Annotated in this window: 20 protein-coding genes; 14 read left to right on the top strand and 6 right to left on the bottom strand. The window is 44.8% G+C overall.

The features are described from left to right. Positions 1-36: 36 nt before the first annotated feature. A complete protein-coding gene (gene pabB, locus FTW16_RS12485) occupies positions 37-1,416 on the bottom strand; it encodes an aminodeoxychorismate synthase component I (RefSeq protein ID WP_146491311.1) in 1,380 nt (459 codons plus the stop codon). Positions 1,417-1,670: 254 nt separating this feature from the next. On the opposite strand from pabB, the gene FTW16_RS12480 reads away from it, so the two are divergent. The 8 genes from FTW16_RS12480 to FTW16_RS12445 all read left to right on the top strand — a co-directional run bounded on the left by FTW16_RS12480 (position 1,671) and on the right by FTW16_RS12445 (position 9,530). Continuing rightward, positions 1,671-3,188: a fumarate hydratase gene (locus FTW16_RS12480; protein ID WP_017068776.1), complete on the top strand. Its 1,518-nt coding sequence runs from the start codon at positions 1,671-1,673 to the stop codon at positions 3,186-3,188. Positions 3,189-3,352: 164 nt separating this feature from the next. Next, entirely contained in the window at positions 3,353-3,538 is a 186-nt protein-coding gene (locus tag FTW16_RS12475) for a hypothetical protein (RefSeq protein ID WP_004734731.1), read from the top strand. 211 nt (positions 3,539-3,749) lie between these two features. After that, positions 3,750-5,123 (top strand): YcjX family protein, encoded by a 1,374-nt coding sequence (locus FTW16_RS12470; protein ID WP_123322121.1) that lies wholly within the window; start codon positions 3,750-3,752, stop codon positions 5,121-5,123. A gap of 14 nt (positions 5,124-5,137) precedes the next feature. Then, on the top strand, positions 5,138-6,190 hold the full coding sequence (locus FTW16_RS12465) for a YcjF family protein (RefSeq protein ID WP_123322120.1): 1,053 nt from the start codon (positions 5,138-5,140) through the stop codon (positions 6,188-6,190). A 123-nt stretch (positions 6,191-6,313) separates the two neighbouring features. Then, positions 6,314-7,858 carry a transcriptional regulator TyrR gene (gene tyrR, locus FTW16_RS12460; RefSeq protein ID WP_019822554.1) on the top strand — a complete coding sequence of 515 codons (1,545 nt, stop codon included), beginning with the start codon at positions 6,314-6,316 and terminating at the stop codon, positions 7,856-7,858. Positions 7,859-7,876: 18 nt separating this feature from the next. Further along, complete coding sequence (gene rimJ / locus FTW16_RS12455) at positions 7,877-8,464, top strand: ribosomal protein S5-alanine N-acetyltransferase (RefSeq protein ID WP_146491310.1); 588 nt, start codon at positions 7,877-7,879, stop codon at positions 8,462-8,464. 140 nt (positions 8,465-8,604) lie between these two features. Further along, the gene (locus tag FTW16_RS12450) at positions 8,605-9,078 is read left to right on the top strand and encodes a DUF2947 domain-containing protein (protein ID WP_048664809.1); all 474 of its coding nucleotides are present in this window, start codon (positions 8,605-8,607) and stop codon (positions 9,076-9,078) included. 236 nt (positions 9,079-9,314) lie between these two features. Then, positions 9,315-9,530, top strand: a complete 216-nt coding sequence (locus FTW16_RS12445) for a hypothetical protein (protein WP_012604204.1) — start codon at positions 9,315-9,317, stop codon at positions 9,528-9,530. Between the two features lie 156 nt (positions 9,531-9,686). Here FTW16_RS12445 and FTW16_RS12440 read toward each other — a convergent pair whose 3' ends face one another. The 3 genes from FTW16_RS12440 to FTW16_RS12430 form a co-directional block, all read right to left on the bottom strand. Further along, complete coding sequence (locus FTW16_RS12440) at positions 9,687-12,527, bottom strand: Hsp70 family protein (RefSeq protein ID WP_146491309.1); 2,841 nt, start codon at positions 12,525-12,527, stop codon at positions 9,687-9,689. 152 nt (positions 12,528-12,679) lie between these two features. Beyond that, on the bottom strand, positions 12,680-14,641 hold the full coding sequence (locus FTW16_RS12435; RefSeq protein WP_146491308.1) for an Hsp70 family protein: 1,962 nt from the start codon (positions 14,639-14,641) through the stop codon (positions 12,680-12,682). Beyond that, a complete protein-coding gene (locus FTW16_RS12430) occupies positions 14,641-15,273 on the bottom strand; it encodes a DUF2760 domain-containing protein (protein ID WP_146491307.1) in 633 nt (210 codons plus the stop codon). Before FTW16_RS12430 ends, FTW16_RS12435 begins: the two co-directional genes overlap by 1 nt. Before the next feature lie 348 nt (positions 15,274-15,621). Here FTW16_RS12430 and FTW16_RS12425 point away from each other — a divergent pair, with 348 nt between their 5' ends. From FTW16_RS12425 to FTW16_RS12400, 6 genes are all read left to right on the top strand, one after another. Further along, positions 15,622-17,160 (top strand): sensor domain-containing diguanylate cyclase, encoded by a 1,539-nt coding sequence (locus FTW16_RS12425; protein WP_146491306.1) that lies wholly within the window; start codon positions 15,622-15,624, stop codon positions 17,158-17,160. A gap of 87 nt (positions 17,161-17,247) precedes the next feature. Continuing rightward, the gene (locus FTW16_RS12420) at positions 17,248-17,778 is read left to right on the top strand and encodes a 3'-5' exonuclease (protein ID WP_017068784.1); all 531 of its coding nucleotides are present in this window, start codon (positions 17,248-17,250) and stop codon (positions 17,776-17,778) included. Positions 17,779-18,085: 307 nt separating this feature from the next. Then, positions 18,086-18,442, top strand: coding sequence for an antibiotic biosynthesis monooxygenase family protein (locus FTW16_RS12415; RefSeq protein WP_146491305.1), 357 nt, complete (start codon positions 18,086-18,088; stop codon positions 18,440-18,442). A gap of 15 nt (positions 18,443-18,457) precedes the next feature. Further along, a complete protein-coding gene (locus FTW16_RS12410; protein ID WP_146491304.1) occupies positions 18,458-19,153 on the top strand; it encodes a hypothetical protein in 696 nt (231 codons plus the stop codon). Positions 19,154-19,218: 65 nt separating this feature from the next. Then, a complete protein-coding gene (locus tag FTW16_RS12405) occupies positions 19,219-20,103 on the top strand; it encodes a transcriptional regulator (RefSeq protein WP_146491303.1) in 885 nt (294 codons plus the stop codon). Further along, positions 20,093-20,530: a hypothetical protein gene (locus tag FTW16_RS12400; RefSeq protein WP_146491302.1), complete on the top strand. Its 438-nt coding sequence runs from the start codon at positions 20,093-20,095 to the stop codon at positions 20,528-20,530. The genes FTW16_RS12405 and FTW16_RS12400 overlap by 11 nt, the downstream gene beginning before the upstream one ends. 116 nt (positions 20,531-20,646) lie before the next feature. On the opposite strand, the gene FTW16_RS12395 is transcribed toward FTW16_RS12400, so the two are convergent. Next, positions 20,647-21,096: a TerB family tellurite resistance protein gene (locus FTW16_RS12395; RefSeq protein ID WP_008222106.1), complete on the bottom strand. Its 450-nt coding sequence runs from the start codon at positions 21,094-21,096 to the stop codon at positions 20,647-20,649. Between the two features lie 112 nt (positions 21,097-21,208). Continuing rightward, complete coding sequence (locus FTW16_RS12390) at positions 21,209-23,236, bottom strand: alkaline phosphatase D family protein (protein WP_146491301.1); 2,028 nt, start codon at positions 23,234-23,236, stop codon at positions 21,209-21,211. Between the last annotated feature and the right edge of the window lie 23 nt (positions 23,237-23,259).

The following is a 23,259-nucleotide window of genomic DNA, read 5'->3' as shown; positions in this document are numbered from 1 at the left end:
TGCAAAGCTGCGGAATGGCGATTAATGACGCTATGCTTAGCAATCTTCAAGTATCGGTAGAATTCGACTCAGCTTATCCAGTGTTTCTTGGTATTCAGAAGCACAATCACTATCAAATACCACACCACCGCCAGCCCAAGCATAAAGCGTATTGTTCTCTGCCACCAAAGTACGAATAGTAATGCTTGTGTCCATTCTGCCATTTCGGCTGATGTAACCAATACTGCCGCAATACGCTGAACGTCGATGCGGCTCTAATTCCTCAATGATCTGCATAGCGCGAACCTTTGGTGCGCCGGTAATTGACCCGCCAGGAAAACAAGCTCTCAGAAGGTCAGTCGCTGAATATTGGTCATCAAGGTCAGCTCGTATCGTGCTAACCAAGTGATGCACAGCAGGGAAGCTCTCAATATCGAACAGCTTTGGCACATGAACCGTGCCCGGTTTTGCCACTCGGCCAATATCGTTGCGAAGAAGATCGACGATCATCAAGTTCTCTGCCTGATCTTTATCGGCGCTTGCTAGGTCTTGCGCGTTAGCGTCATCAATCACGTGGTCGTCAGAACGAGGTCGTGTGCCTTTGATTGGCTTGGTTTCAATCACATTGTCTTTGAGTTCTAAGAAACGCTCTGGCGAAACGCTGATGATTGCGCAGTCGGCCAAACGGATAAAGCCAGAAAAGGGCGCTGAGTTGTACTGCTCAAGCTTTTCGTAAGCCAGCCATTCACTGCCTTGGTATTGGGCATTGAAGCGCTGAGCCAAATTAATCTGATAGCAGTCACCGGATAACAGGTACTCTTGAACACTATCGAACTTGGTCGCGTAGCGCTCTTCACTCATATTGGATTGCCACGGCGCGGTTAATCCAAAGGGCGCATGTGTTACGTTTGATTGAGCCATTTTCTGCATCAGCCAATCATGATGTTCATCGATATTGCTGCCGACAATACACGCCGTTTTCAATTTGTGGTCAACGATCACTGCCCATTCATACAAGCCAACCGCCATGTCAGGTGCTTCAATATCACGCTTTGCGAGTGAAGGAAGTGTCTCTACTCTGCGCCCTAAATCATAACTAAAGTAGCCTAAAGCGCCGCCAACAAATGGCAACTCAGCGTGCTCTTTAGTCGCAGGTAATAACTGTTGCTGATATTGGTCGAGTAGTTCGAAAGGATCAGAGTCTGAAACCTCGCACGTTTCATTAACATTAACGGTTGTTTCTGCACCGATTGTCTCGAAGGTGGCGATGGGTTGAGCAACTAAAATATCGTATCGACTATCAACGTGGCTTTCTGAAGCGGAGCGTAATAGCATAGCCCACGGGAGGTTTTCAATATGGGAAAACAGCTGTTTAGCTAAAGTTGATTGATATTCAAGCGGCTTGATTTGGGTAGAGCGAAATTCGTTGTTATTCATTTGTTTAATTTGTGACAAAGAGTTCGATCACTGCATGGCGTGTGAGAGGAAGCAAGAGTATCATAAATTGAAAATAAAATGGGTTCTTGATTAGAACGGAGTAATCCAAGTGGTTTAGTTTAAAGCTATGCAAGCGATTGCTAAAGCAACTAAATACAGCTCAACACAATAAAAAGCTAAACCACCTAATTCGATTTGGCATATATAGCCAAGCTGTGAACCCACATGGAACCAGAACAATAAAGAGGCATGCAATGACGGTTATTCGTAAGCAAGATGTGATCAGCAGTGTCGCTGATGCACTTCAGTACATTTCTTATTATCACCCTTTAGACTTTGTCCAAGCCCTAGAAAAAGCGTATGAGAAAGAAGAGAGCCAAGCAGCAAAAGATGCTATCGCTCAGATTCTGATTAACTCGCGCATGTCTGCGGAAGGCCATCGTCCAATTTGTCAGGATACGGGTATTGTTACTTGTTTCGTGAACATCGGTATGGATGTTAGGTGGGAAACGGATCAAACAGTACAACAGATGGTTGATGAAGGCGTTCGTCAAGCTTACAACAACCCAGATAACCCATTGCGTGCATCTGTCCTAATGGACCCTGCAGGTAAGCGTATTAATACAAAAGACAACACACCAGCGGTTGTCCACATTAATATGGTTCCAGGCAACAAAGTTGAAATTCAAATCGCGGCAAAGGGCGGCGGTTCTGAGAACAAAACCAAGATGGTTATGCTGAACCCTTCTGATGATATTGCAGAGTGGGTAGAGAAGACGCTACCAACAATGGGCGCTGGCTGGTGTCCTCCGGGTATGCTTGGTATAGGCATCGGCGGTACAGCTGAGAAAGCAGCAGTACTAGCGAAAGAATCTCTGATGGAACACATCGATATCCAAGAGCTTATCGAGAAAGGTCCAGAGAACGCAGAAGAAGAGCTTCGTTTAGACATCTTCAACCGTGTAAACAAACTGGGTATTGGTGCACAAGGTCTTGGCGGTCTAACGACTGTGGTTGACGTCAAAATCAAAACAGCGCCAACGCATGCAGCCTCTAAACCAGTATGTTTGATCCCGAACTGTGCAGCAACGCGTCACGTTCACTTCACACTAGACGGTAGCGGCCCTGCAGAGCTAACACCACCTAAGCTAGAAGAGTGGCCAGACATCACTTGGGAAGCGGGCGCAAATACACGCCGTGTTAACCTTGATGAAGTGACTAAAGAAGACGTACAAGAGTGGAAGACCGGCGAAACGGTTCTTCTATCTGGCAAGATCTTAACAGGTCGTGATGCTGCTCATAAACGTATTCAAGGCATGCTAGAAAGCGGCGAAGGCTTACCTGCTGGCGTTGATTTCAAAGGCAAGTTCATTTACTACGTGGGTCCTGTTGATGCTGTAGGTGATGAAGCGGTAGGTCCTGCTGGCCCAACAACGTCTACTCGTATGGATAAGTTTACCGACATGATGCTGAACGAAACTGGCATTATGGGTATGATCGGTAAAGCGGAACGTGGTCCTGCAACGGTTGAATCAATCAAAGAACACAAAGCGGTGTACCTAATGGCGGTTGGTGGTGCAGCTTATTTAGTCGCGAAAGCAATTAAAAAAGCACGCGTAGTTGCGTTTGAAGATCTCGGTATGGAAGCGATTTACGAGTTTGAAGTTGAAGATATGCCAGTAACGGTAGCAGTTGATTCTAACGGCGTGAACGCACACCAGATCGGCCCTGACACGTGGAAAGTGAAGATTGCTGAAGCTGAGAAAGCGTAATTAACCGAAGCCAAAAAATCGTAATTGTCGCTAACTTCAGCGTTTGAATTGCAATTTTTGACAGAAAGTTGAAGACAAAAGTGCAGCATTATCTGCACTTTTGTCATATTATCAATGATATAGTGATAAACACATAGTTTGATATAAGAACATAGGAGAGAGGAATGCCTCGTTTTATTCAGATCCTACAGATTATCTTGGCAGTGGTGATTGGTGCTTTTGTTGGCTACGACCTGATCTTGAAAGGGATTAGTATCTTTGATAATAAATACGTGACGATTACTTGTGCGCTTTGGCTAATTGCAGAGATTGCACTGTTTGTTATCTACAAGTTGATTGAAGACGATTAAACGTCGGATATCGTGCAAAAATTTTAAAGCCCCTGATTATGAATGTAGTCAGGGGCTTTTATTCATCTAGCATTAAGAATGTGTATTGCATACTAATCACCATAAGCATAAGCATAAGCATAAGCATACAATCTATCCCATCTGGGAAAGAACATAGGCTTGCCTCGCTATTATCATAATCAGCTAGCCTAATTATCACGGAGTCGTTCAAATGAAACACCTAACTCAAGAAATGAGTGACTTTATAAGCAGAGGAACGGATTCTCATATTCGAGTAGCGGTCACGGGGCTTTCTCGTGCGGGTAAGACAGCATTCATTACTTCGCTGGTTAATCAGCTTCTTCATACGTCTACCCATAAAAACCTACCACTGCTTGCATCGGCGAGAGATGGAAGAATTATTGGTGCAAAGCGGATCCCTCAACACAACATGATGATTCCACGTTTCTCATATGATGAAGCGATGGAGTCGTTGAATGCACAGCCACCAGAATGGCCTGTGCCAACGCGTGATGTCAGTGAGATTCGTCTAGCTATCAAATATAAGCCAGTGAAGGGCGCAAAAAAACTACTGAGTAAAAACAGCACCCTTTATCTCGATATTGTCGATTACCCAGGCGAATGGCTGCTTGATTTACCCTTACTGGATATGGATTTTGAAACCTGGAGTCATTCTCAATTCGCTGCGTTGAAAGGGGATAGAGAAACCTACTCGCAAGAGTGGAACGTAATGCGTGGTGATATCGACTTGCTAGCAGAAGCGGACGAAAAGAAACTGGTCGCGATTGCCGATAGCTACACCCAGTACCTTCATACTTGTAAAAGTAACGGACTGCATTGGGTACAGCCGGGTCGATTCGTATTACCCGGTGAGCTTGAAGGCGCGCCTGTGCTGCAATTCTTCCCGTGTATCGCACCTGAGGGTAAGTTCTCAAAAACAAGTAACTATGCGGTACTGAAAGCGCGTTATGAAGAGTATCAACAGAAGGTCGTGAAAGCGTTCTACAAGAATCACTTCGCGACGTTCGACAGACAAATCGTGTTGGTGGATTGCTTGCAACCACTTAATGCGGGCTATGACTCTTTTATGGATATGCGTGGCGCGTTAGAGCAGTTATTGAAGAGCTTTAAGTACGGTCGAAGCAATATCTTAAGACGCTTATTCGCGCCGAAGATCGACAAGATCTTGTTTGCAGCCACTAAAGCTGACCACGTGACACCGGATCAACATCCGAACTTGGTGTCACTGTTACAACAGATGGTGCATCCGGCTTGGCAACAAGCGGCGTTTGAACACATAGACATGAGTTGTATGAGTATCGCGTCTATTCAAGCGACCAGTGCGGGTTATATCTCGTCGGGCTCAGACAATGTTCCGGCGTTGCAAGGTGTGACTTTGGATAATGTCTCTCAAACCATGTATCCGGGAGAAGTGCCGCGTAAGTTGCCCAATAAACAGTATTGGGAAAACAACCAGTTTGATTTCACGAGCTTTAGGCCGATGGAGCAACATTCCGATGAGCCTTGCCAACACCTAAGAGTCGACAAGGTTTTAGAGTATCTCATTGGCGACAAGTTGAAGTAATTGAGGCAATCAAAATGAGTGAATTAAAAACAAAGCAGGTCTTTAATGAACCGTTGAAGACCTCTTTTGATGAGCAAGATAAGAACGAAGTTGGCCCGGATTTAGGCGCTCAACAACTGTTCACAGAGCAAGAAAAATTTGTACCTGTCGCACCACAAGTGGAAACTGACCTTGATGGTGAAGCTGAGCAGCAATTGGAACAGGTGATTCGACCGAACAAAAAGAAGAAATGGTTTGGAACGGGCTTACTGGTCGCTTTTTCTGGCCTAGTTGGATGGCAGGCAATTGATTCGGTCATAATCGCGATTCAAACTGCCGATTGGCTTGCGTTGGGTTGGGCTGGCTTTATTGCTGCTATTGCTTCATTGGGTTTAGGCGCAATAGGCAAAGAGCTATGGAAACTGCGCTCGCTTAAAGATCACTTTAGTGTGCAAGAGCAGAGTGAAGAGCTCTTGCAAAGCCAAAGTGTCGGCAAGGGTAAAGTGTTCTGTGAAAACATCGCAAAGCAGGGCGGCATTATTGCTGAGTCACCTTCGTACGATAAGTGGCGAAACAGCATTAACCCAGCGCACAGTGATGCAGAAGTGTTGGATATGTACGATGCTCTGGTTGTAGCCCAACAAGACAAAGTGGCGACTCAAATTGTCACTAAGTTCTCGACCGAATCGGCGGCTTTGGTTGCGGTGAGCCCATTAGCTGCTGCTGATATGTTGCTGGTGGCGTGGCGTAATTTCACCATGATAGACAAGCTTGCTGATGTGTATGGCATTGAGCTTGGCTACTGGTCTCGAATTAAGCTGTTTAAGTTGGTGTTAATCAACATGGCAGCGGCAGGGGCGAGTGAGCTGGCGATTGATGCGAGTATGGACTTAGTCTCGATGGATCTTGCGGGTAAAGTCTCAGCTCGAGCAGGTCAGGGCTTAGGTGTTGGTATTCTGACTGCTCGATTAGGGTTAAAAGCCATGACATTGCTTCGCCCAATGCCTTGGCATAACGAGCGAAAAGTAAAACTGGCAGACCTCCGCAAAGCCGTTCTTTTAGAAATAAAGCGTATTACTCTCAAATAAAGCATTGAAAGCTCAATAGTTTGAGAAGAAGAGTAAACATATGTTTACTCTTCTTCTTGACTGAACTCAGAGCTTAATCCACACTACTGTCAACTTATCCTGACACCTATAATAGGACTATTTGTGCGTCTTGAAGTATTGTGTGAAGACAGACTCGGCTTAACGCGTGAGTTGCTCGATATCTTGGCCTCAAAAAGCATTGATTTAAGAGGAATCGAAATTGATGTTAAAGGCATTATCTACCTAAACTGCCCTGATATCGATTTTGATGCTTTTAGTGAACTTATGGCTGAAATTCGCCGAATTTCAGGTGTGAAGGATGTACGTAAAATCCAATTTATGCCAAGCGAAAGGCATAACACAGAGCTGATTGCTCTGCTGGCTAACCTACCTGACCCTGTTATTGCGATTGACCTTAAAGGCTCAGTCGATATGGCTAACCACGCTGCGTTGAACCTCTTCAACAAGCAAGAAGACGAAGTGATCGGTGAACCACTAGCGACGTTTGTTCCTAGCTTTAACTTTGCTCGCTGGATCGAAGGTGATGTAACGCGCCATCGTGAAGTTGTCGTGTTGGATGGTTTAGATTTCTCTATTGAGATCCTGCCGATTTACCTTGGTGGTGATGTCAACGAAGCGGTACTGGCGAGCGCAGTAATGACGATTCGTTCTTGTAACCAAGAGATGAACTCGCCAGATTCAATCCCAGAACAGAACAACCTAGGTTTCGAACACTTTGTTGGTGTCTCTAATCGCCATAAAGCCTTGATCAGCCAAGCTAAGAAATTGGCTATGCTGGATCAGCCTCTATTAATTGAAGGCGATACAGGTACAGGCAAAGAGATGCTGGCGAAAGCGTGTCATAACCGTTCTAATCGTTCTTCTTTTCCATTCTTGATTCTAAGCTGTGCATCGATGCCTGATGACGTAGCGGAAACGGAATTGTTTGGTCATGCGCCGGGTTCATTCAACCATGAGCAAGGTCATAAAGGCATTTTCGAGCAAGCGAATGGCGGTACGGTATTTTTAGATGAAATTGGCGAGATGAGCCCGCATCTACAAATCAAACTGCTGCGTTTCCTACAAGATGGTTCATTCCGTCGTGTTGGTGAAGAAGAAGAGATGCACGCGGATGTTCGTATTATTGCATCAACGCGTCATCGTCTTTCTGAATTAGCAGACTCGGGTTCGTTCCGTGAAGATTTGTTCTATCGCTTGAATGTACTGACTCTGTCTATTCCAGCATTGCGTGAACGCTCAAACGACGTAGCACCGCTGTTGGAATTGTTCGTTGCAAAGTACGCGCAGCAATTAGGTATGTTAAAACCAAAACTGACTCAAGAGTTAATCGACCAGCTTGGTAATTACCAATGGCCGGGCAACATTCGTCAATTGGACAACATGGTTCTTCGTGCGCTAACAGAGTTGGACTCAGACACACTAACGGTTGAGCAATTCCACCTGCCACAGCTTGAAACAATGACAGCTGGAATGGCGAACCTGAGCTTAGACGGCTCGCTCGATGAAATCATGAAAGACTACGAATCTCAGATTCTAGAAAAGCTTTACCAGTCTTTCCCATCAAGTCGTAAGCTTGCAAAGCGTTTGAATGTATCTCATACCTCAATTGCCAACAAACTGCGCGATTACGGTATCAGAAAGAACTGATCGAATAAGAACAAGATTATGGAAGATTTGAGCACACCGGAACGCATTTACAAGCGAGATGGGAATCTGATTTTGCGCACCGCTGAGATAGACGATGCAATTATGATCAGTGAGTATTTTCAGGTTAACCGAGAGTACCTGAAACCTTGGGAGCCAATTCGCGAAGATGCATTTTTTGATAGAACGGGCTGGGCACAGCGCCTGATTAAGTTAAACGAGCTTCATAAAATGGGGCTTGGTTACTATTGTTTATTGATTAATGCGGACTCTAACGAAATGTTAGGGACTATCTCGTTCAGTAATTTGTCTCGTTTCCCGTTCTACGCGTGTAACGTTGGCTACTCATTGGCTCAAAGTGCACAAGGCCACGGTTACATGCGCAGAGGCTTGAGCATGGCGAGGGACTACATGTTTGATGTGCAGAACATGCACCGCTTAATGGCGGGTTATATGCCTCACAATGAGCGAAGTGCTGGTGTGTTGGAACATCTTGGTTTTGTTCGCGAAGGCTTTGCCAAAGACTACCTACAGATTAACGGTAAATGGGAAGACCATATACTGACCGCGTTAGTTAACCCAAACTGGGAAGACAAACGTAATGTTTAAATAAATAGTATTTAAGCGTACAAGTTAACAGCGAATTTAAAGGCAGCGAATATCAAGCGATAATACATCGCCGCTGTATCAAAAAAGAACATATGGGCATGGTAGATCCATCAGCCTGAGAAGATATTTGAGGAATTTTGATGTCATACACAACTTTGGACGAATACCAAAGAAAATGGATTTTTACTCACCAGTCAATGCCACTGCCAGCTGAGGACTTGGAAAAGATTAAACCAATGACACAGGCGAGAGCATCTCAGTTCTGGAAAGAGAACGTGAGCCCTCAAAGCCCAGATGCAGAACGCCTAAGCTCACAAGACTGGCCAAGCAAAGCATCGAACTGGAATGAAGAGATCAGCTGGATGGCGCATTGGGAAGCGGATGAGCCTGAAATGCCAGAAGAGATTCTTAACTTTATTGATTGGCAGGATGACGTAACTGTTTATTTTTGTTACGAAAAATACAATGTTCTTGAAACCAAATGGGCGATTTTCAAGAAGCATTGGAAAAACTTTTTGTTCTACGATGACGGCCCAATTTTATTAGGTCGCCGTCGTTCAGAAGCACTTTGGTTTGCAACAAACGGTACTGTGAAAATCGGGAACCGAGCATAAGCTGTAGAACGAGTTAAAAGCTATAGAAAAGCGAGCCTAGAGCTCGCTTTTTTGTGCCTGATGATCGCTGAGGATCGTCGATAACGTAATCTGTTTTGCAACTTGTTTTTCGTGGTGTCTGTAGTTGCGTTAAAACAATAAAATTCCAAAATTGAGATCTCTATCTCATTGGTAACGTTGAGGTTTTGTCTCTATTAACTATATTTATAGTACTGCCTTAGTGGAGGTGAAGTATTATGATTTGGGATACTCTCGAACGTGTAAATAAACTTCGCAAGGAAGCAATGGAAGATCCAGAGTTTTTGGATTCAGCAAAAATGCATGAGGAATGGCTTTTAAGCGAAACTCATAATCAATCAAATAAAGGAGCTAAAGAGAAGAAACCGAAAAAGTTATCTGATATTTATGAAAATACGGATTTTCCTATCAACCCAACAGGAACGAAACATTAACAATGATGAACTGCAATACGGCTAAGGCTCTTAACCAAGATGCGATAAGTCGACTAAACATGCCAGCCTTAAGCCACCAATAAAAAAGCCACTTTCAACGAATCGAAAGTGGCTTTTTCTTTACTAGTTAGCGCTCCAATCTATTGAGCCCTGAAACTAGTTATTAATCAGGCTTAAGCCGCTTGGTAATGCATCACCAAATACGCGCTTAGACTCGTTCTCAGAAAGCTCTGTTACTTCACTCACTAGCGTTAACCAAGACTCTGGCACCTTGCTTTGCTTGAGCTTCTCAATCACTTGATTGCGATAGTCGTCAGAGATATCAAACTGACGGTCACCGGTTTTACGACAAATCATCACCGCTGCAAAGGCGATCATTTGCTCTTTATGCCAGTTCTGTTCAAGCAGTTTCGATAACCACTGTTCAGCTTGTTCTCTAGGAATCACGCTGTGTTGGCTACCATACAAAGGTGTTCTTGATGCTAATCGACCTAGCGCCCACCAGTGCGCTTGTTCAAATTGGTTATGATTAATCGCTTTGCTTAAGAACCAACTTGCCAGCAGTACTTTGTCTTCAACCTCAAGTTGCTCAAGCGACGCCGCTAAACGAACCATAGCTTCATAACCATTGTCTTGCGCATCTTTGGCTGTTTTGGGGTTCTTCATTGCACCTGGGTGAAGGTACTTAGCGATGTCTGCCAAGATACTTTCTTGCTGCTCTTGGTTTAGTCCACCAGCGACACGACGCCAGAATACCCACCAGTCCGTCCAACCTTGATGGTTCTTAAACTGAATGTTCTGTTGGTAAAGGCCCCAAATTTGTTCGATACGCCATGAGTCAGTCGGATCGCCAAAGCCAGGACGTAGCGAGTATCCCGCCAAACGCAGCCAGTTCTTCTCGTGTGCTTCTGAGCGGCGGCGACGCTTACGACCTAATGAGAAGGTATCAAACAGGTGACGAAGGGTCGTGAAGTCCCATTCATCGCGTTTACCTAGTCGCTTCTCAAGATCTTTAGATAGTGTCTTGATCTCTTTCGATTCAGCACTCTTTTTGTTGCCACTGTAGAGGCGAGAAATCAACTCCTTGCACTCTTCCAACCTTGGATGAAGTGTGGAGGCATCAGATTCATCGCCTTGCTTGTTTCTCACTTCAAACTCGAGCAACCAACGCTTAGAGTCATCTTCTGTACTTACACACTCCATTTTCAGTGTGCCGACTTCCGTTAACTGACAAGCGAGTAAAACTTCGACGCGTTCTTTTTGGTTGGCTTGAAGTTCTGCAGTACCTGAGCCTTCCAAGGTCGAAATATAAGGTGGAAGAGGAGAGAACAAATCGGCATCCACATTGACCATCACGCCGTTTTGAATGGCGGTGTCGTGAGCAATTTGATCGTGTGTTGAAGTCAGTAGATTAAATCGCACTGGCTCACCTAAAGTCAGCGAGAAACGACGGCTGTTTAAGCGTATCTCTTGTCCTTCCTCAGTCCCCTTGGCAAGCAGACAAAGTGCTTTGCCCATCTTGTTCTTCTCTTGTAGATGCAAGAAGTAAGAACGAGCGGCACCGCCACCGATTTTCAGTTGCGCGCCACGGCGGGCTTTACCAAAGGCAACCGCGCCAAGGGCAACAGACCAATCTGGATGAGGGTTATCAAGCACTGTGATTGGAGAACCGTTCCAGTTGCCCAGTAGCTGAGTGATTCGCTCTGTTACCAATTCACTGTTAAACACACCACCATTGAGTAGTACGCCAACTGGAATTGCAGGTTTAGTGTCATCGAACTCAATAGAGCCTGAGTTTTCCAATGCGGCTTTAGACACTTGTTGGTGAGTTGCTAGGAATTCTGCCACATGCTTACTCACCGCAGGGTCAGCCACGTAAGGCAGGCCAAATTCAACAACAGCACTGCGGCGTTTGTCTGGCACTTCTGTAAACTCAGAAAGCGGGAAGAAACCTTCCAATGCGATTTGATGAACTTCTTGTTTGGTTAAACCAATACTCTTAGTTCCGCCAAGCAGTTTAGAACCGCTACCTAGCATGGTGATCTTCACATCATCTGGTGCATTGGCAGAAAGCAGGCTCTCTTTTGCAGCGCGAGTCTGCTGAATCAGTTTGGTTAGGCTAGAGGCATTCAGCTTTTTGTTTTGATTGAAGCGTTGCTCAGCAAGGTGAGCAAGTGCTAAGTCGAGGTTGTCACCACCGAGCATCAAGTGTTCGCCAACGCCGATACGGTCGAGTGCGAGCTCGTTATTACCGTCGCTATTCGCATCGAACTTGGCTTCAATTAAGCTCAAGTCGGTGGTACCGCCACCAACATCACACACTAGAATCAGTGGGATCTGTTGAAGTTCATCTGCTGCGGTTTGTTGGTGACGTGCATACCAGTCATAACAAACGGCTTGCGGCTCTTCGAGTAACAGAATCTTACCTAAGCCAGCTAGTTCTGCTGCTTCGAGTGTTAGTTTACGTGCTGTCTCATCGAATGAAGCGGGAACGGTAACCACAACATCTTGGTCTTCAAGCTTATTGCTAGGATTACGGTAGTTCCATGCTTGGCGAATGTGATTCAGGTAGCTCGCACTCGCGACAACCGGCGATACTTTATCGACATCAGCTGCGCCAGCCCAAGGGAGGATGTCTGAGCTACGATCAACCGCTTGGTGTGATAACCAACTCTTCGCACTTGATACTTGGCGGCCTTCAACCTTAGCGCCCAATTCACGCGCCCATTCACCGACGATAACATTTTTGATATCGCCTTCAACTGGGCTTGGTTCCCACGGCATCGTCAGGTCAGAAGGGGAGATTTGACCTTGTGCTGGGTGGTAACGAAATGATGGAAGTAGAGGCTTGCGAACCACTTCACCGGGGCCGATGAGTTGGTCAATATCGAAAAGAGAAACGGGAGCATGTTGTAGGTCGTCGTTGATTTCACAGTAAGCGACAACCGTATTCGTTGTGCCTAAGTCAATGCCGACTAAAAAACGAGGAGTTGCCATACAAAACCTTATTCTTCCAGAGTGATGACCAGTGTGTTTATAGATTTGGTCTTATTGTTGTTATTCGTATACGTCGTTCCTGAGAAACAGGCAGAACTGGGTTGGAACGGTATTGATAAAATAACGGCACCCGCTAAGGTGCCGTTGATTCATTATGCTTGTTCGTTTGAGTCGTTGTTCGAATCTTCACGAACGTCGAACTCAACGTGCCATTTCTGACCGTTGTCAGTGGCAATTGCTTCTAGGTATAGAGTACCCAGCTCAGTAACGCGAGAAGCCAAAGTAACCGGAACCACTTCACCTTCGCGACGGCCTTCAGAAACAGGCAGTGTCACTTGGATTTCAGGAAGCTCGTCTAGCTCTTCTGGTGCCCAGTGATCAAGGTGTGTACCGGCTTCATCTTCACGGCGAGTTGTTGAACCGAAGAATTGGAAGTGAACAGGCTGACCAATCACTAGACCGAACTCTTGGCTAGGTACTTGAACGCTTGAACCTTCTTCCATACCAAACGGTGCAACACACAGTGCTTCCATTGGAGGAGCCATACCTGGGATTGCTGGCATCGCGCTTTCAATTCCTACGTAGTAAGAAGATGCAATACCGCCACGGATACGAACACCTTGACCACGACGTACCGCGCCGTAGTAAGAAGCACCACTTGCAACGGCTAGATCTAGATCTAAACCTGAAAGTTGTTTCGCAAATTCAGCGTCAGCGTTGATCAACCACTCGTTGATTGTGTCTGAAAGACGATCAGCAAGTAGGTTAGATTTTAGAACACCACCGTTGAACAGGATTGCCGTTGGCTTGATGAAGTCTGCTGCAGGCGCTTCAGCACCTGGCATACCCGGCATGTTTGCAAACGGGTTGAAATCTTGTTGAGCGGCTTCGCTGTTTCCAGAAAGCGCGTTAGCTTGCTTAGAAAGGAACGCAGCAATGTGACGGGTAATACCTGCATCTTGAGCGTAAGGCAGACCCATTTGAGTCAGTGCACCACGTGTCTTTTGTACTGGGTGCTCTGTCACAGAAACTTTAGGGAAGAAGCCATCAACCAGTGTTTGTTGTACTTCTTGCTGAGTCAGTTCTGTTTTCAGCGTTGCGCCAAGCAGTTTAGAACCACGGCTTGGTACTACGATTGGCACAGATTGCAGTTCAGCATCGTTTAGCAGTGCTTCTTTCGCATCGCGACAAGCATGAGTCATCGCTTGAACTTGCCAAGGTGCCAGTTCTTTGCCGTCTTGCGCCAGTTTCATCTTCAAGCGGTAAGCAAGAGCCAAGTCCATGTTGTCGCCGCCCAGTAGGATGTGTTCACCTACTGCGATACGGTTCAGGCTTAGGTTGCCGTCGTCTTGCGTTACTTCAACTAATGAAAGGTCGGTAGTACCACCACCGATATCAATAACAAGAACGATGTCACCAACGTTTACTTCATCACGCCATGTGTCGTTGCTGTTATCAATCCAGCTGTAAAGTGCTGCTTGAGGCTCTTCTAACAGCGTTAGATGAGTGAAACCAACATTACGTGCAGCTTCAGCTGTTAGGTCGCGAGCAGCAGGATCAAACGAAGCCGGAACCGTGATTGTAACATCTTGGTCTGCCAGTTTGTGTTCTGGATTAGCGTGGTTCCATGCGTCTTTAAGGTGCTCAAGGTATAGTTCAGTCGTTTTAAGAGGAGATACCTTTTCCACTTCTTCTGGGCTACCTGCAGGAAGGAATGCATCGCGACGGTTTACACCACCGTGGCATAGCCAAGATTTTGCACTTGCGACCAAACGGATAGGGGTTTTAGAACCAAGGTTACGCGCAATAGCACCCACTAGAGCTTTAGGCTCAGAAGACCAAGGAAGAACGCGAGAGCCCGCATTCATTTCATGTTCGTGCGGTTGGTATAGGAACGAGCCAAGTTGGCTGCGAGTTTCTACTGTACCTGGCGCCGTCAGTTGAGGGATTTGCATCACCTCTACACGAGCGTCTTCATTGCTTGTGTCGATGTAAGACAAAACGCAATGTGTAGTACCTAAATCGATACCAACACTGAACTTAGGTGCCTGATGTTGCTCTTGAGAAGATAGTGCTTGTGAATGCTCTTGAGCTGAATGACTTTGGTGTTCCATTATAGCTCCACCTCTGCCGGTGCAATTACAGATGCATCGTAGTTTTCAGCAAGCTTTGGCAGGTTCATATCAGTTGCTTTCCAACCTTTGTGAACCAGTGTGCCGTTGAATGGTGCATTGCCCGTTACGTTGCCTGTTAGGCGAATTTCTTGTGGGTTGAAACCTTCTGCGACAGTGATACGAGTTTCTTCATCTTCGTTGCGGATGTGAGAAAGCGTTACGTAATCTGCTAATACTTTTTGGCCGCCAGTGTGAATAACACGTGCCGCTGCGCCCACTTCTTCATCAGAGAATGACGTTAGGTCTTCTTTTAGGAAGTCGATTAAGCGCGCTTCTTGCTGCATGATAGACAGTAATTGCATTGCTGAATCTGTTGGTGCTGTTGCTAGCTTAGATTCAACTTCTACTACTTTTTCGATAACACGTTCAACTTCGACAACTTTCTCTACTTCGACAATTTTCTCAACTGGCTTTTCAACTTCAACGATCTTTTCTACTGGTTTTTCTACGATTTTCTCAACCACTTTGGATTTACGAGAAATAGCAATTAGCAGTAGTAAAACGCTTGATGCAGTTAGGCCTGCGTGAAGCATATCAAACGTTTGTGGAATTAGGTTCAAATCAACGATCATAGTGATTTCTCTTTAAAATTGATTTAACGGTATATTCGTCGGTTCAAAGGAATATACAGATTGGAAAGAAACTCAGTGGCACGAAGCCGAAATGGTCACTTTCAAGCTATAAATATGGATGGATACTAGCATATTCAAGGCCTAAGAGTGGTATTTAATGTTTTTAATCAAGTAGGTTTTTGGCGTGTTAGCTTGAAATTTAGTCGAGATTCGTTCGAATATTGGTCGTCGATGTAAGGGTTCGGTAAACAATGCCTATTTTATGTCATTTTTAAAACCAAACTTAAATGGAGCATGATTCCCTTCCGTTATATACTTTTAACTCATCAGAGCCTATTTGGAAGCCACATGCCTCACACCACCGACCCACTAACAGGGTTGAAGAGACGAACTCTCCCATTGGTCGTGTTTTCGATCAGTTTTTTGATTACTGTGTTGTGTTTTATATTAGTCGCACTCAACCAAAACCGTGCGCTAAATATGAATCTGGATAGCTTTGCTACTCACCAGACACTGAGCTTGGAAGCGTTTATCGGCAATGATGTGGCTTACATTGGCTCTGGGGCTAATTTTTTCTATTCTAACGAACCTGAAAACTGGGATAAATTTGATCGTTTTGCTCAGCAAACTATAAACGGCTCAAAAAGCTTAATCGGCTTGCAGTGGATGCAAAAAGTGCCGGCAGACGAGATTGCCGAACACACTGCTAAGATGAAAGAAAAATACCCGTCTTATCAACTGTTCACTATTCCAAAACACGAAGCAAAGTCCTTTGGTTACATTTTAGATGGCGAGCCAGCGTTCATTGCTAGTGACCTCTACCCCAATACTGAAGCTAACGACAACGTTCTTGGTTTCTACTCCTCTCGTGAGCGATTCAAGCTGGTTTTAGACAATATTAAACAGACACGTAAAGCGAATATCTCGGACAAAGTACGTCTGATTCAAGATGGTCTAGCTCAAGATACGCCTAAGACAGGCATGCTGGTTTATCACCCTGTGTTTGAAGGCGAAAGTGATAACCTACTTGGTGTTGTGATTGGCGTGGTTCGCACAACTTACTACTTTGAGAACCTGTTAGCCTCTGCCGTCGGTGATATGGATGTTTACATTCGTGTTACTGACACGGGATTTGAAGCCGAAGATTCCCCAATTCTATTTGAAACCGCCGGGTATGAAGGTGTGACAGGGCATCACATTACTAAGACCATTGAATTGACCAATCGGGATTGGAAAATTGATTACAAAATAGATTCTTGCATCTCTTTTTATGGTTATCTCGTGTTAACAGGAATCGCGTTGGTTGGTACAACCATTTCATTACTACTTGCTTATATCGTGAATATGCAAATCCGTGAAAAAGAACGTCTATATCAAATGTTGGATGAAAGAACCGAAGAACTTCGCTTCTTAGCTAACCATGACAGCCTTACTGAAGTCTATAATCGACGTGCATTTAACAAGGAGTTAGAAAAGGTCACTGAATCTGGTCAATCGTTTAGTTTGATTGGGTTTGATGTAGATAAATTCAAAGGCATCAACGACCAATTTGGTCACCCCGCGGGTGATGCTTTGTTGATTCATGTGATTCAACTTATCTCCGTTAGCTTGAAGGAGGGCGATTATGTGTTCCGTCTCGGTGGTGATGAATTCAGTATCATTTCCAGCATATCAGACCATGAATCGTTAGCTCGATACCTGGAATGTATTCTTCGTACAGTGAGCCACTCTCATTGTGAGTACAAAGGCCAACAGTTAAATTGTACGTTGAGTATTGGTGCAACTATTCATTCGACAGAAAACATTGAAGAGATACTTCAGAAAACCGACAGTATGCTCTATCAAAGTAAGTTAAATGGTCGAGATCGCGTCACAATTGCAGGCTAAATGAGCACTTAGTGCGACTAGGGTCGAGTTCTTTATTAGGCTCATGTACAATTTCACGAAATTTTTGACGAGAGAATTAGGCGACGTATGAATCACAATCGAGTGGTGTGTTTCGATTTGGAAATGTGCTGTTGGAGCGAAGACGGTGTAGGAACAACAGGTGAGATCATTGAAGTAGGTCTTGCTGAGATTGATCTAGCATCTGGCACTATCGTGAAGCGAGCACAATACTACGTTAAGCCAGAGAAAGACGAAGTCTCTCTATTCTGTGCCGAGTTAACGGGCATTACACCTCGAAAAATCGAAAAGCAGGGACGCCCATTAGAGTCTGTCATCAAGTCGATGATTAAAAATTTCGGTGGTCCAAAAAAAATCTATGCAGCGTGGGGACGTGACGACCTCATTTTACACAAAGAGTGTATCGAGAAAGGCATCGAGCCTCCGTTCAGTGAGTTCTTGAATATCGCAACGCTTTATCGAGTTCAGAATCGATTGAAAGACAAACGCATTGGTCACCGCGCCGCTCAAGAAGCGAAAAACATTGAGTGGGAAGGCCGTCAGCACTCTGGTTATGTTGATGCTTACAACTTGGCTAAGCTAACGCTGACGATGCTGTAGTCATTGCGTTAAACAGGCACTTGGTTAAAAACTTAAAACCAGCCTGATTCTTATGAGTTATTCAAATTAAGAGCCACCTACTTATTAGGTGGTTTTTTTGTACTTGCTATTTGAGGGTAATTACTATCGAAAGAAAACTCATATCAGCGAGTGGTTTATCAATAGTAAATGGCTACATCGCTTATTTAACGAGTGAATAATATTGGTTTGAAATTTAGCTTTTTAATTAATATTAAATCGCAGGTTGTAGCCTTGATTGGGTAGGGCTAGATGATAGCGTTAGCTCACCCAAAACAAGGAGAATAGGATGAAGAACATTATTAAGTATGGAATGGCATTGGGAGCCCTAAGCGTGAGCGCATTGGTTTCGGCACAATCCGTTGTATTGATTAACACTTTTTCAGTCGAGCCAGTCCATGAAGCTGCGACATTAACGTATTGGGAAGATGCGCGAGATGTATTGGTGAAGCAACCCGGATATATATCCACTAAATTGCACCGCTCTTTAAGTTCGGACGCGACATACCGCTTTATCAATGTCGCTGAATGGGAGAGTAAGAAGCAATTCCATGATGCAATACAAGTGATGAGAAAAGAGCTACCACCTTTAAAAATCGAAGGGGTTTCTGCTGACCCTAACTTGTATGAAATTATTCGCGACTAATTAGGAAACCACATAATGAAAACAATTCAAGGAACCTTTTTAGCTATTTTTAGCTTTCTATTTTCAGCGATTCTATTCTCTAGCTATAGTCATGCTGCGGCATACGGCGTGTCAGTGGCTTGGAAAACCGATGATGCTCAAGCGGTATTTGAGGTGATGCCTCAGCAGAAAAAAGCATTTGCTAATTTAATTGATGCTGGCTTAATTCACGATATGTTTGTTTCTGAAAGCTTTATTGGCGAAAAGCAGTTTCCAATAATTAAATTTGTAATGGAAGCTGATAGTGAAGAGGAAGTAAGACGCGTTATTGGAAATCTTCCTTTTCAATTTAAAGAGCTAGCTGAAATAACAGAAGTAAGAGACATCGGAAGTAAATGGCTAGACACTCAAGTTGCTTTTAAAAACTACGCGATTGAGTTGACTTGGAAAGAGCCAGAAGATCAAATGCTGGTAGATAAAATTATTAGCGTTGATTTGCAAAAAGTGGTCGATTGGAGCACTCAAGGTGTGATTACTTCGGCTTATATAAAAAATCAGTCTATTGCCGAGTCAAAGCCAAATCAGATAGCGATGATTCGACCAATATATTCTATCGCGGTACTGGCCAAGGATGAGCAACATGCTCTTGATATTGCAAGTGAACTTAACGCCGTTAAATTAGGCTTCGCTAGCGTCAATGTCAGTGAATTGGGCTTTAAATTATCCCTGTGATTTTGAATTAATGTAAACCCTCGTGTTATTCTAAGGTGAGATTATTAACAGTGTTAACTCACCTTATGAATAATAATAAATTACAAGAGTATGATTTGGTTATTGAACTTGATGACCGTACATTGATTAACCCGTCATTGAATAAAGTCGTGACATTGTCGCCATCTGAGTGCCTGCTTTTAAAGCATTTAATGGACAACTGTTCACAAACTTTAGGTCGTGAATTCCTTTTAACGCATTGTTGGCCGGGGCGCATTGTTACTAACAGCTCTCTGAATGTCGCAATCAAAAATGTTCGCAGTGCTCTCAAAGAAGTAGGGTCCGACTGCAAAGTAATTACTGTACAAAAGGAAGGCTACTGTTTTGTTGCTCCGGAGAACAGTGTCGAACCAGATAGCGGTACCGCTCTTGAGCGCAATATTGTATCTGAAAACCTTGCCGAACAAGACAAGTGCATCCCCCAATCTGCCAGTTTGGGTGAACAGGAAGGTTCTATTTGCTCGGAATCCACTGTGCTGGAGTCAAAATCAGCTTCTGATTTAAACGAAGTCGCTGACACTCAAGGGCTATCAGAGAATGTTCAGGCACAAGGCAAGCAAGCATCTTCTAAGTTTATCCCGCTTATTAGTGGACTCGCGGTAAGTCTGTTTATAGTTATTATCCTGTCTTATCTTGGGTTGTTTATGGAAAGAGCTTCCATCAAGGGTGTCGATGTATACCATGATAGCGTCGAGTTAGAACAAGAGCTGGTGGAAGACTTAACTTCACTTGCGAAGCCGGGCGTAGAGGCGATCTATCTCCACCGCATGGGTATCGAGTGTGGTGGTATGCAAGTGGTGGTGCTAGACGAAAGTGGTTGGCACGACATTAGTGCAGATTTCAAGTTTGGGCGCTGTTCACAAGGCCAGAAAGAGGGTGTAAAGGTAGAAGGAACTGCAGATGAAGCGTAACTTTTGGCTGCCGATTGTTGTAACCGTATTTGTGATCTTGGCGTTTGGTTTAGTCTCTGGAGTAGCGACCAAAGGTTCGTATCAGTTTGAAAGCCAGTACGAGAATTATGGTTGGGAGGTTTTGACCCTTGAGCTAAATAATGGACGCTCAAAAATGCGCTATGTCGGCTATGACCGAAATGGACGAGTCGTGCAAACCAAGCAGTTGTTTGGTGTGTTCCTACGTTGGGGCAATCACTATTACTTCTATCAGCTTGAACAGCACCAAGCCCACGGAGACCAAACCTTCAACGTTAAAAATCTGTTTATCAAGCACCATGACAATAAGCGCAGTGTTTTGATATCCGATCAACGAGGCGCTTACATTACGAAAGACGGTACGATCCTAGAGCTCAACGGCATTCTCTATGGGAAGGCAATGCGCTAATTGGTGATGCGACAAGCTAAGCGCTTAATTAGGACAGGTTTTTGGAATGGGGCGTTACTAACAATCAACAGCAGCGTTAGGTTCATTGCCTAACGCAGCTCATTTGTATGACTAGCTTAGTCTTCGCCAAGTACGTCAAGTTTGCTCTTGATGAAGTCTTTGTGGTCAACGTAGAGAAGTTCAGCGGTTTTTCTAATCACTGAATCTTCAAGTGGATCAATCTCTCCGTCGGCATGTGCTACTTCCCACATCGCCTTAATCAGGTCGATTCGCACTGGCTGTGACAATTCGCGCAGTTGTGAAGTGAAATCATACAAAGAAACAGATTGTTCAACTTGCGGTTCAGCTTGTTGTAACAAGGCTTTCGACTCTTCTTCTGTAATGCCCAACAGACGTTGCAGTAAGTTCAACTTTGCTTCTTGCTCTGACTCGTTGATCTCATGGTCTGCGCCTGCGACTTCGCATAACAAACTGGCGATAGCTAAGTTTGGTGAGGCGGTAGGTGTTTTGCCTAAATCAGAGCCTTCGACCAACTGTTTAAATAACGATGTAAGTGAATTAAACATATGAGCGTTCCAGTAATAGTGAATATTATAACTATTGGGCCTACAGAGTGTGATCGCAAGCCCCTTTACTTAAAACTGACATTACGTATAAGCCAGCAATAAGGAACATATCCTAGGTCGGCTCCGGAAAACGCGTCACTTTGCCATCGCCGCTTAGAGTGGTAATCGATTGTGGCTTACCATCGCTATCTAGCCTTAACTCTCCAATCGCGCTGCGGTTTGAAAGGCGATAGAAGGTCTGATTGTCAGGGCTTCGCTTTTCGATCTTCAAGCGTTTACGCTTAGTGAAATAGTTCAAGACTGAGCGAGGGCTGTACAACAAACGGTCCCATACATCGCAGAATTTAAGCAGAGGAGCAGGGAATTGATTTTTAATGCCACTACAGGTGATTTGATAGATGTTCGGGCTGTTACGGCGATATCTCAGCTTGATATCGTAAGCAAATGAGTAGTGAACATCGCCAGAAAGCACCACGAAGTTGGTCGGTGTTTTGGTATGGGTAAAGATGCTGATCAGCGTATTAGCACTGCCCGGGTGTGCCATCCAGTTTTCAGCGTCGATCACTAATGGCTTGCCTATGGTCGTTGCCATCTTTTGCAGTGTTTCAATAAACTTCACGCCAAACATCGGCGCAGCAGAAACGATCACCACTTTATCTTGATGCAGTAACTGATGTTGGAACTCAATCAAGGCTTCCCAGTCCATTAAACCTGAAGGTTTATTCATGCGTGACTCTGAACGCCAACGGCGGGTTCGAGTATCTAACACAATGACTTTGGGTGAAGTGTCTATCGTGTAATGCCACTCTTCAAAGCGATTCAGTATCTCAATGAAGGCTTGATGCTTGTCTGGTTCTATTCGGCTAATAGAGTGAGTAGTCACTGCATTACCGGCTTCATTATGCTTTTCTGTAATGGCACGCACTTGAACAGTAAAAAGCTGTTTTGCTTGCTCGATGAACGCTTCGTTAAAGCTTTCCGGTTTGTTACCCCAACCCTGGCACATCCAGTAGGCGGCAAGGCCATTACCAATCACTTGAGTAGCGAACTGGTTTTGATCGACAGCATGCTCCCAGCCCACGGTAAGGTTCCAATCATCAGTAACATCGTGATCGTCGAAGATCATGTAAGTCGGAATGTGCGCGAACAGACGTTGTACTTGCGGCAAGCCAGCAATGAAATCATCGATGATGACGCTTTCATCACGCCACTGTTGCTGCTCAGTCGGTGTTAATTGGCGTCCTCCTTGAGTGAAGTTATTCTCAATTAAACGCTCTCGATTGACGCATTGCCACAGTGTTGGAGACCAAACCAACAAGTACATCGCGATAAACTCGGACAGCGTGACCAAGTGGTTTTCACAATCGGTAGAACTAAAAATCGGCACGCCACGATTCGGGAAGAACTTATCGAGCATGGATTCTGAAGCGGTGTGGTGCGGCAAATAGTGATGACGCTGATATAAGTGGTATTCACTGTTATACAGAGCATCACTGCTGTTGATTTTTTTAATTTGCGAGTCAGTCGGTAAGCTCTCACCAACAAGACCAAGTCGTTGAATCACTTGCTGAATAGCATCTAGCGTCGGGCCTGCCACATGGTCGGCGTAGATCTGATCGCCGCTCATCATAAGCATATCGGGTCTTTCTACGATGCTTTGATCGGCAATCTTGTTATCGGCTGCGACTAAACTGTCTTTGCTTGGATGATGTGGATTACGACAAGAGCCATGCAAAATGTAATCAGCCGAGGTCGATATCTTAAACTCAACGCGAGATTTACCGTTGTAAACAAGGTGAGGGGCGAGCTCTTTTAGTGAGCCTGTTTCTGTGTGAATATCATATTCAAGGGGCGTATTGGTTGGAAACTCACCTTGTAAGCGAATTAGCGTTACCCACGCATGTGTACCGATTTGAATCGAATCATGCTCTTCAAGCGATGAGGTATAAAACGGTTGGTCTTGCTCTACGTTGGAATGGCCGATTTCTCCAACGAGATCTGTTTCGTTAACATATAGCTCAGCTCTGCCTGTAAGAGGCGAGCTGGTGGCTAACCAAAGTACCACTTCAGTCGCGGTGGTTTTTCTTAAAATGGGTCCGGCGAGTAACAGGGGAAGAGATGATGTCGTAGAGGGTTTCAATACGGTACCTAAAATCGTTGGTG

It is taken from the genome of Vibrio sp. T20 (assembly GCF_007858795.1).
GTDB lineage: Bacteria > Pseudomonadota > Gammaproteobacteria > Enterobacterales > Vibrionaceae > Vibrio > Vibrio satsumensis.
Note: the sequence above shows the minus strand (reverse complement) of the source record. Positions and strands in the feature narration are given on the sequence as shown.

Coding starts and splice junctions, on each gene's coding strand:
- FTW16_RS12430 (WP_146491307.1), bottom strand. CDS start 15,273: ATGATCGTTGATTTGAACCTAATTCCACAAACGTTTGATATGCTTCAC.
- FTW16_RS12400 (WP_146491302.1), top strand. CDS start 20,093: ATGAAGCGTAACTTTTGGCTGCCGATTGTTGTAACCGTATTTGTGATC.
- FTW16_RS12395 (WP_008222106.1), bottom strand. CDS start 21,096: ATGTTTAATTCACTTACATCGTTATTTAAACAGTTGGTCGAAGGCTCT.
- FTW16_RS12425 (WP_146491306.1), top strand. CDS start 15,622: ATGCCTCACACCACCGACCCACTAACAGGGTTGAAGAGACGAACTCTC.
- FTW16_RS12440 (WP_146491309.1), bottom strand. CDS start 12,527: ATGGCAACTCCTCGTTTTTTAGTCGGCATTGACTTAGGCACAACGAAT.
- rimJ (WP_146491310.1), top strand. CDS start 7,877: ATGGAAGATTTGAGCACACCGGAACGCATTTACAAGCGAGATGGGAAT.
- FTW16_RS12470 (WP_123322121.1), top strand. CDS start 3,750: ATGAAACACCTAACTCAAGAAATGAGTGACTTTATAAGCAGAGGAACG.
- FTW16_RS12465 (WP_123322120.1), top strand. CDS start 5,138: ATGAGTGAATTAAAAACAAAGCAGGTCTTTAATGAACCGTTGAAGACC.
- pabB (WP_146491311.1), bottom strand. CDS start 1,416: ATGAATAACAACGAATTTCGCTCTACCCAAATCAAGCCGCTTGAATAT.
- FTW16_RS12445 (WP_012604204.1), top strand. CDS start 9,315: ATGATTTGGGATACTCTCGAACGTGTAAATAAACTTCGCAAGGAAGCA.
- FTW16_RS12435 (WP_146491308.1), bottom strand. CDS start 14,641: ATGGAACACCAAAGTCATTCAGCTCAAGAGCATTCACAAGCACTATCT.
- FTW16_RS12450 (WP_048664809.1), top strand. CDS start 8,605: ATGTCATACACAACTTTGGACGAATACCAAAGAAAATGGATTTTTACT.
- FTW16_RS12415 (WP_146491305.1), top strand. CDS start 18,086: ATGAAGAACATTATTAAGTATGGAATGGCATTGGGAGCCCTAAGCGTG.
- FTW16_RS12475 (WP_004734731.1), top strand. CDS start 3,353: ATGCCTCGTTTTATTCAGATCCTACAGATTATCTTGGCAGTGGTGATT.
- FTW16_RS12420 (WP_017068784.1), top strand. CDS start 17,248: ATGAATCACAATCGAGTGGTGTGTTTCGATTTGGAAATGTGCTGTTGG.
- FTW16_RS12410 (WP_146491304.1), top strand. CDS start 18,458: ATGAAAACAATTCAAGGAACCTTTTTAGCTATTTTTAGCTTTCTATTT.
- FTW16_RS12405 (WP_146491303.1), top strand. CDS start 19,219: ATGAATAATAATAAATTACAAGAGTATGATTTGGTTATTGAACTTGAT.
- FTW16_RS12480 (WP_017068776.1), top strand. CDS start 1,671: ATGACGGTTATTCGTAAGCAAGATGTGATCAGCAGTGTCGCTGATGCA.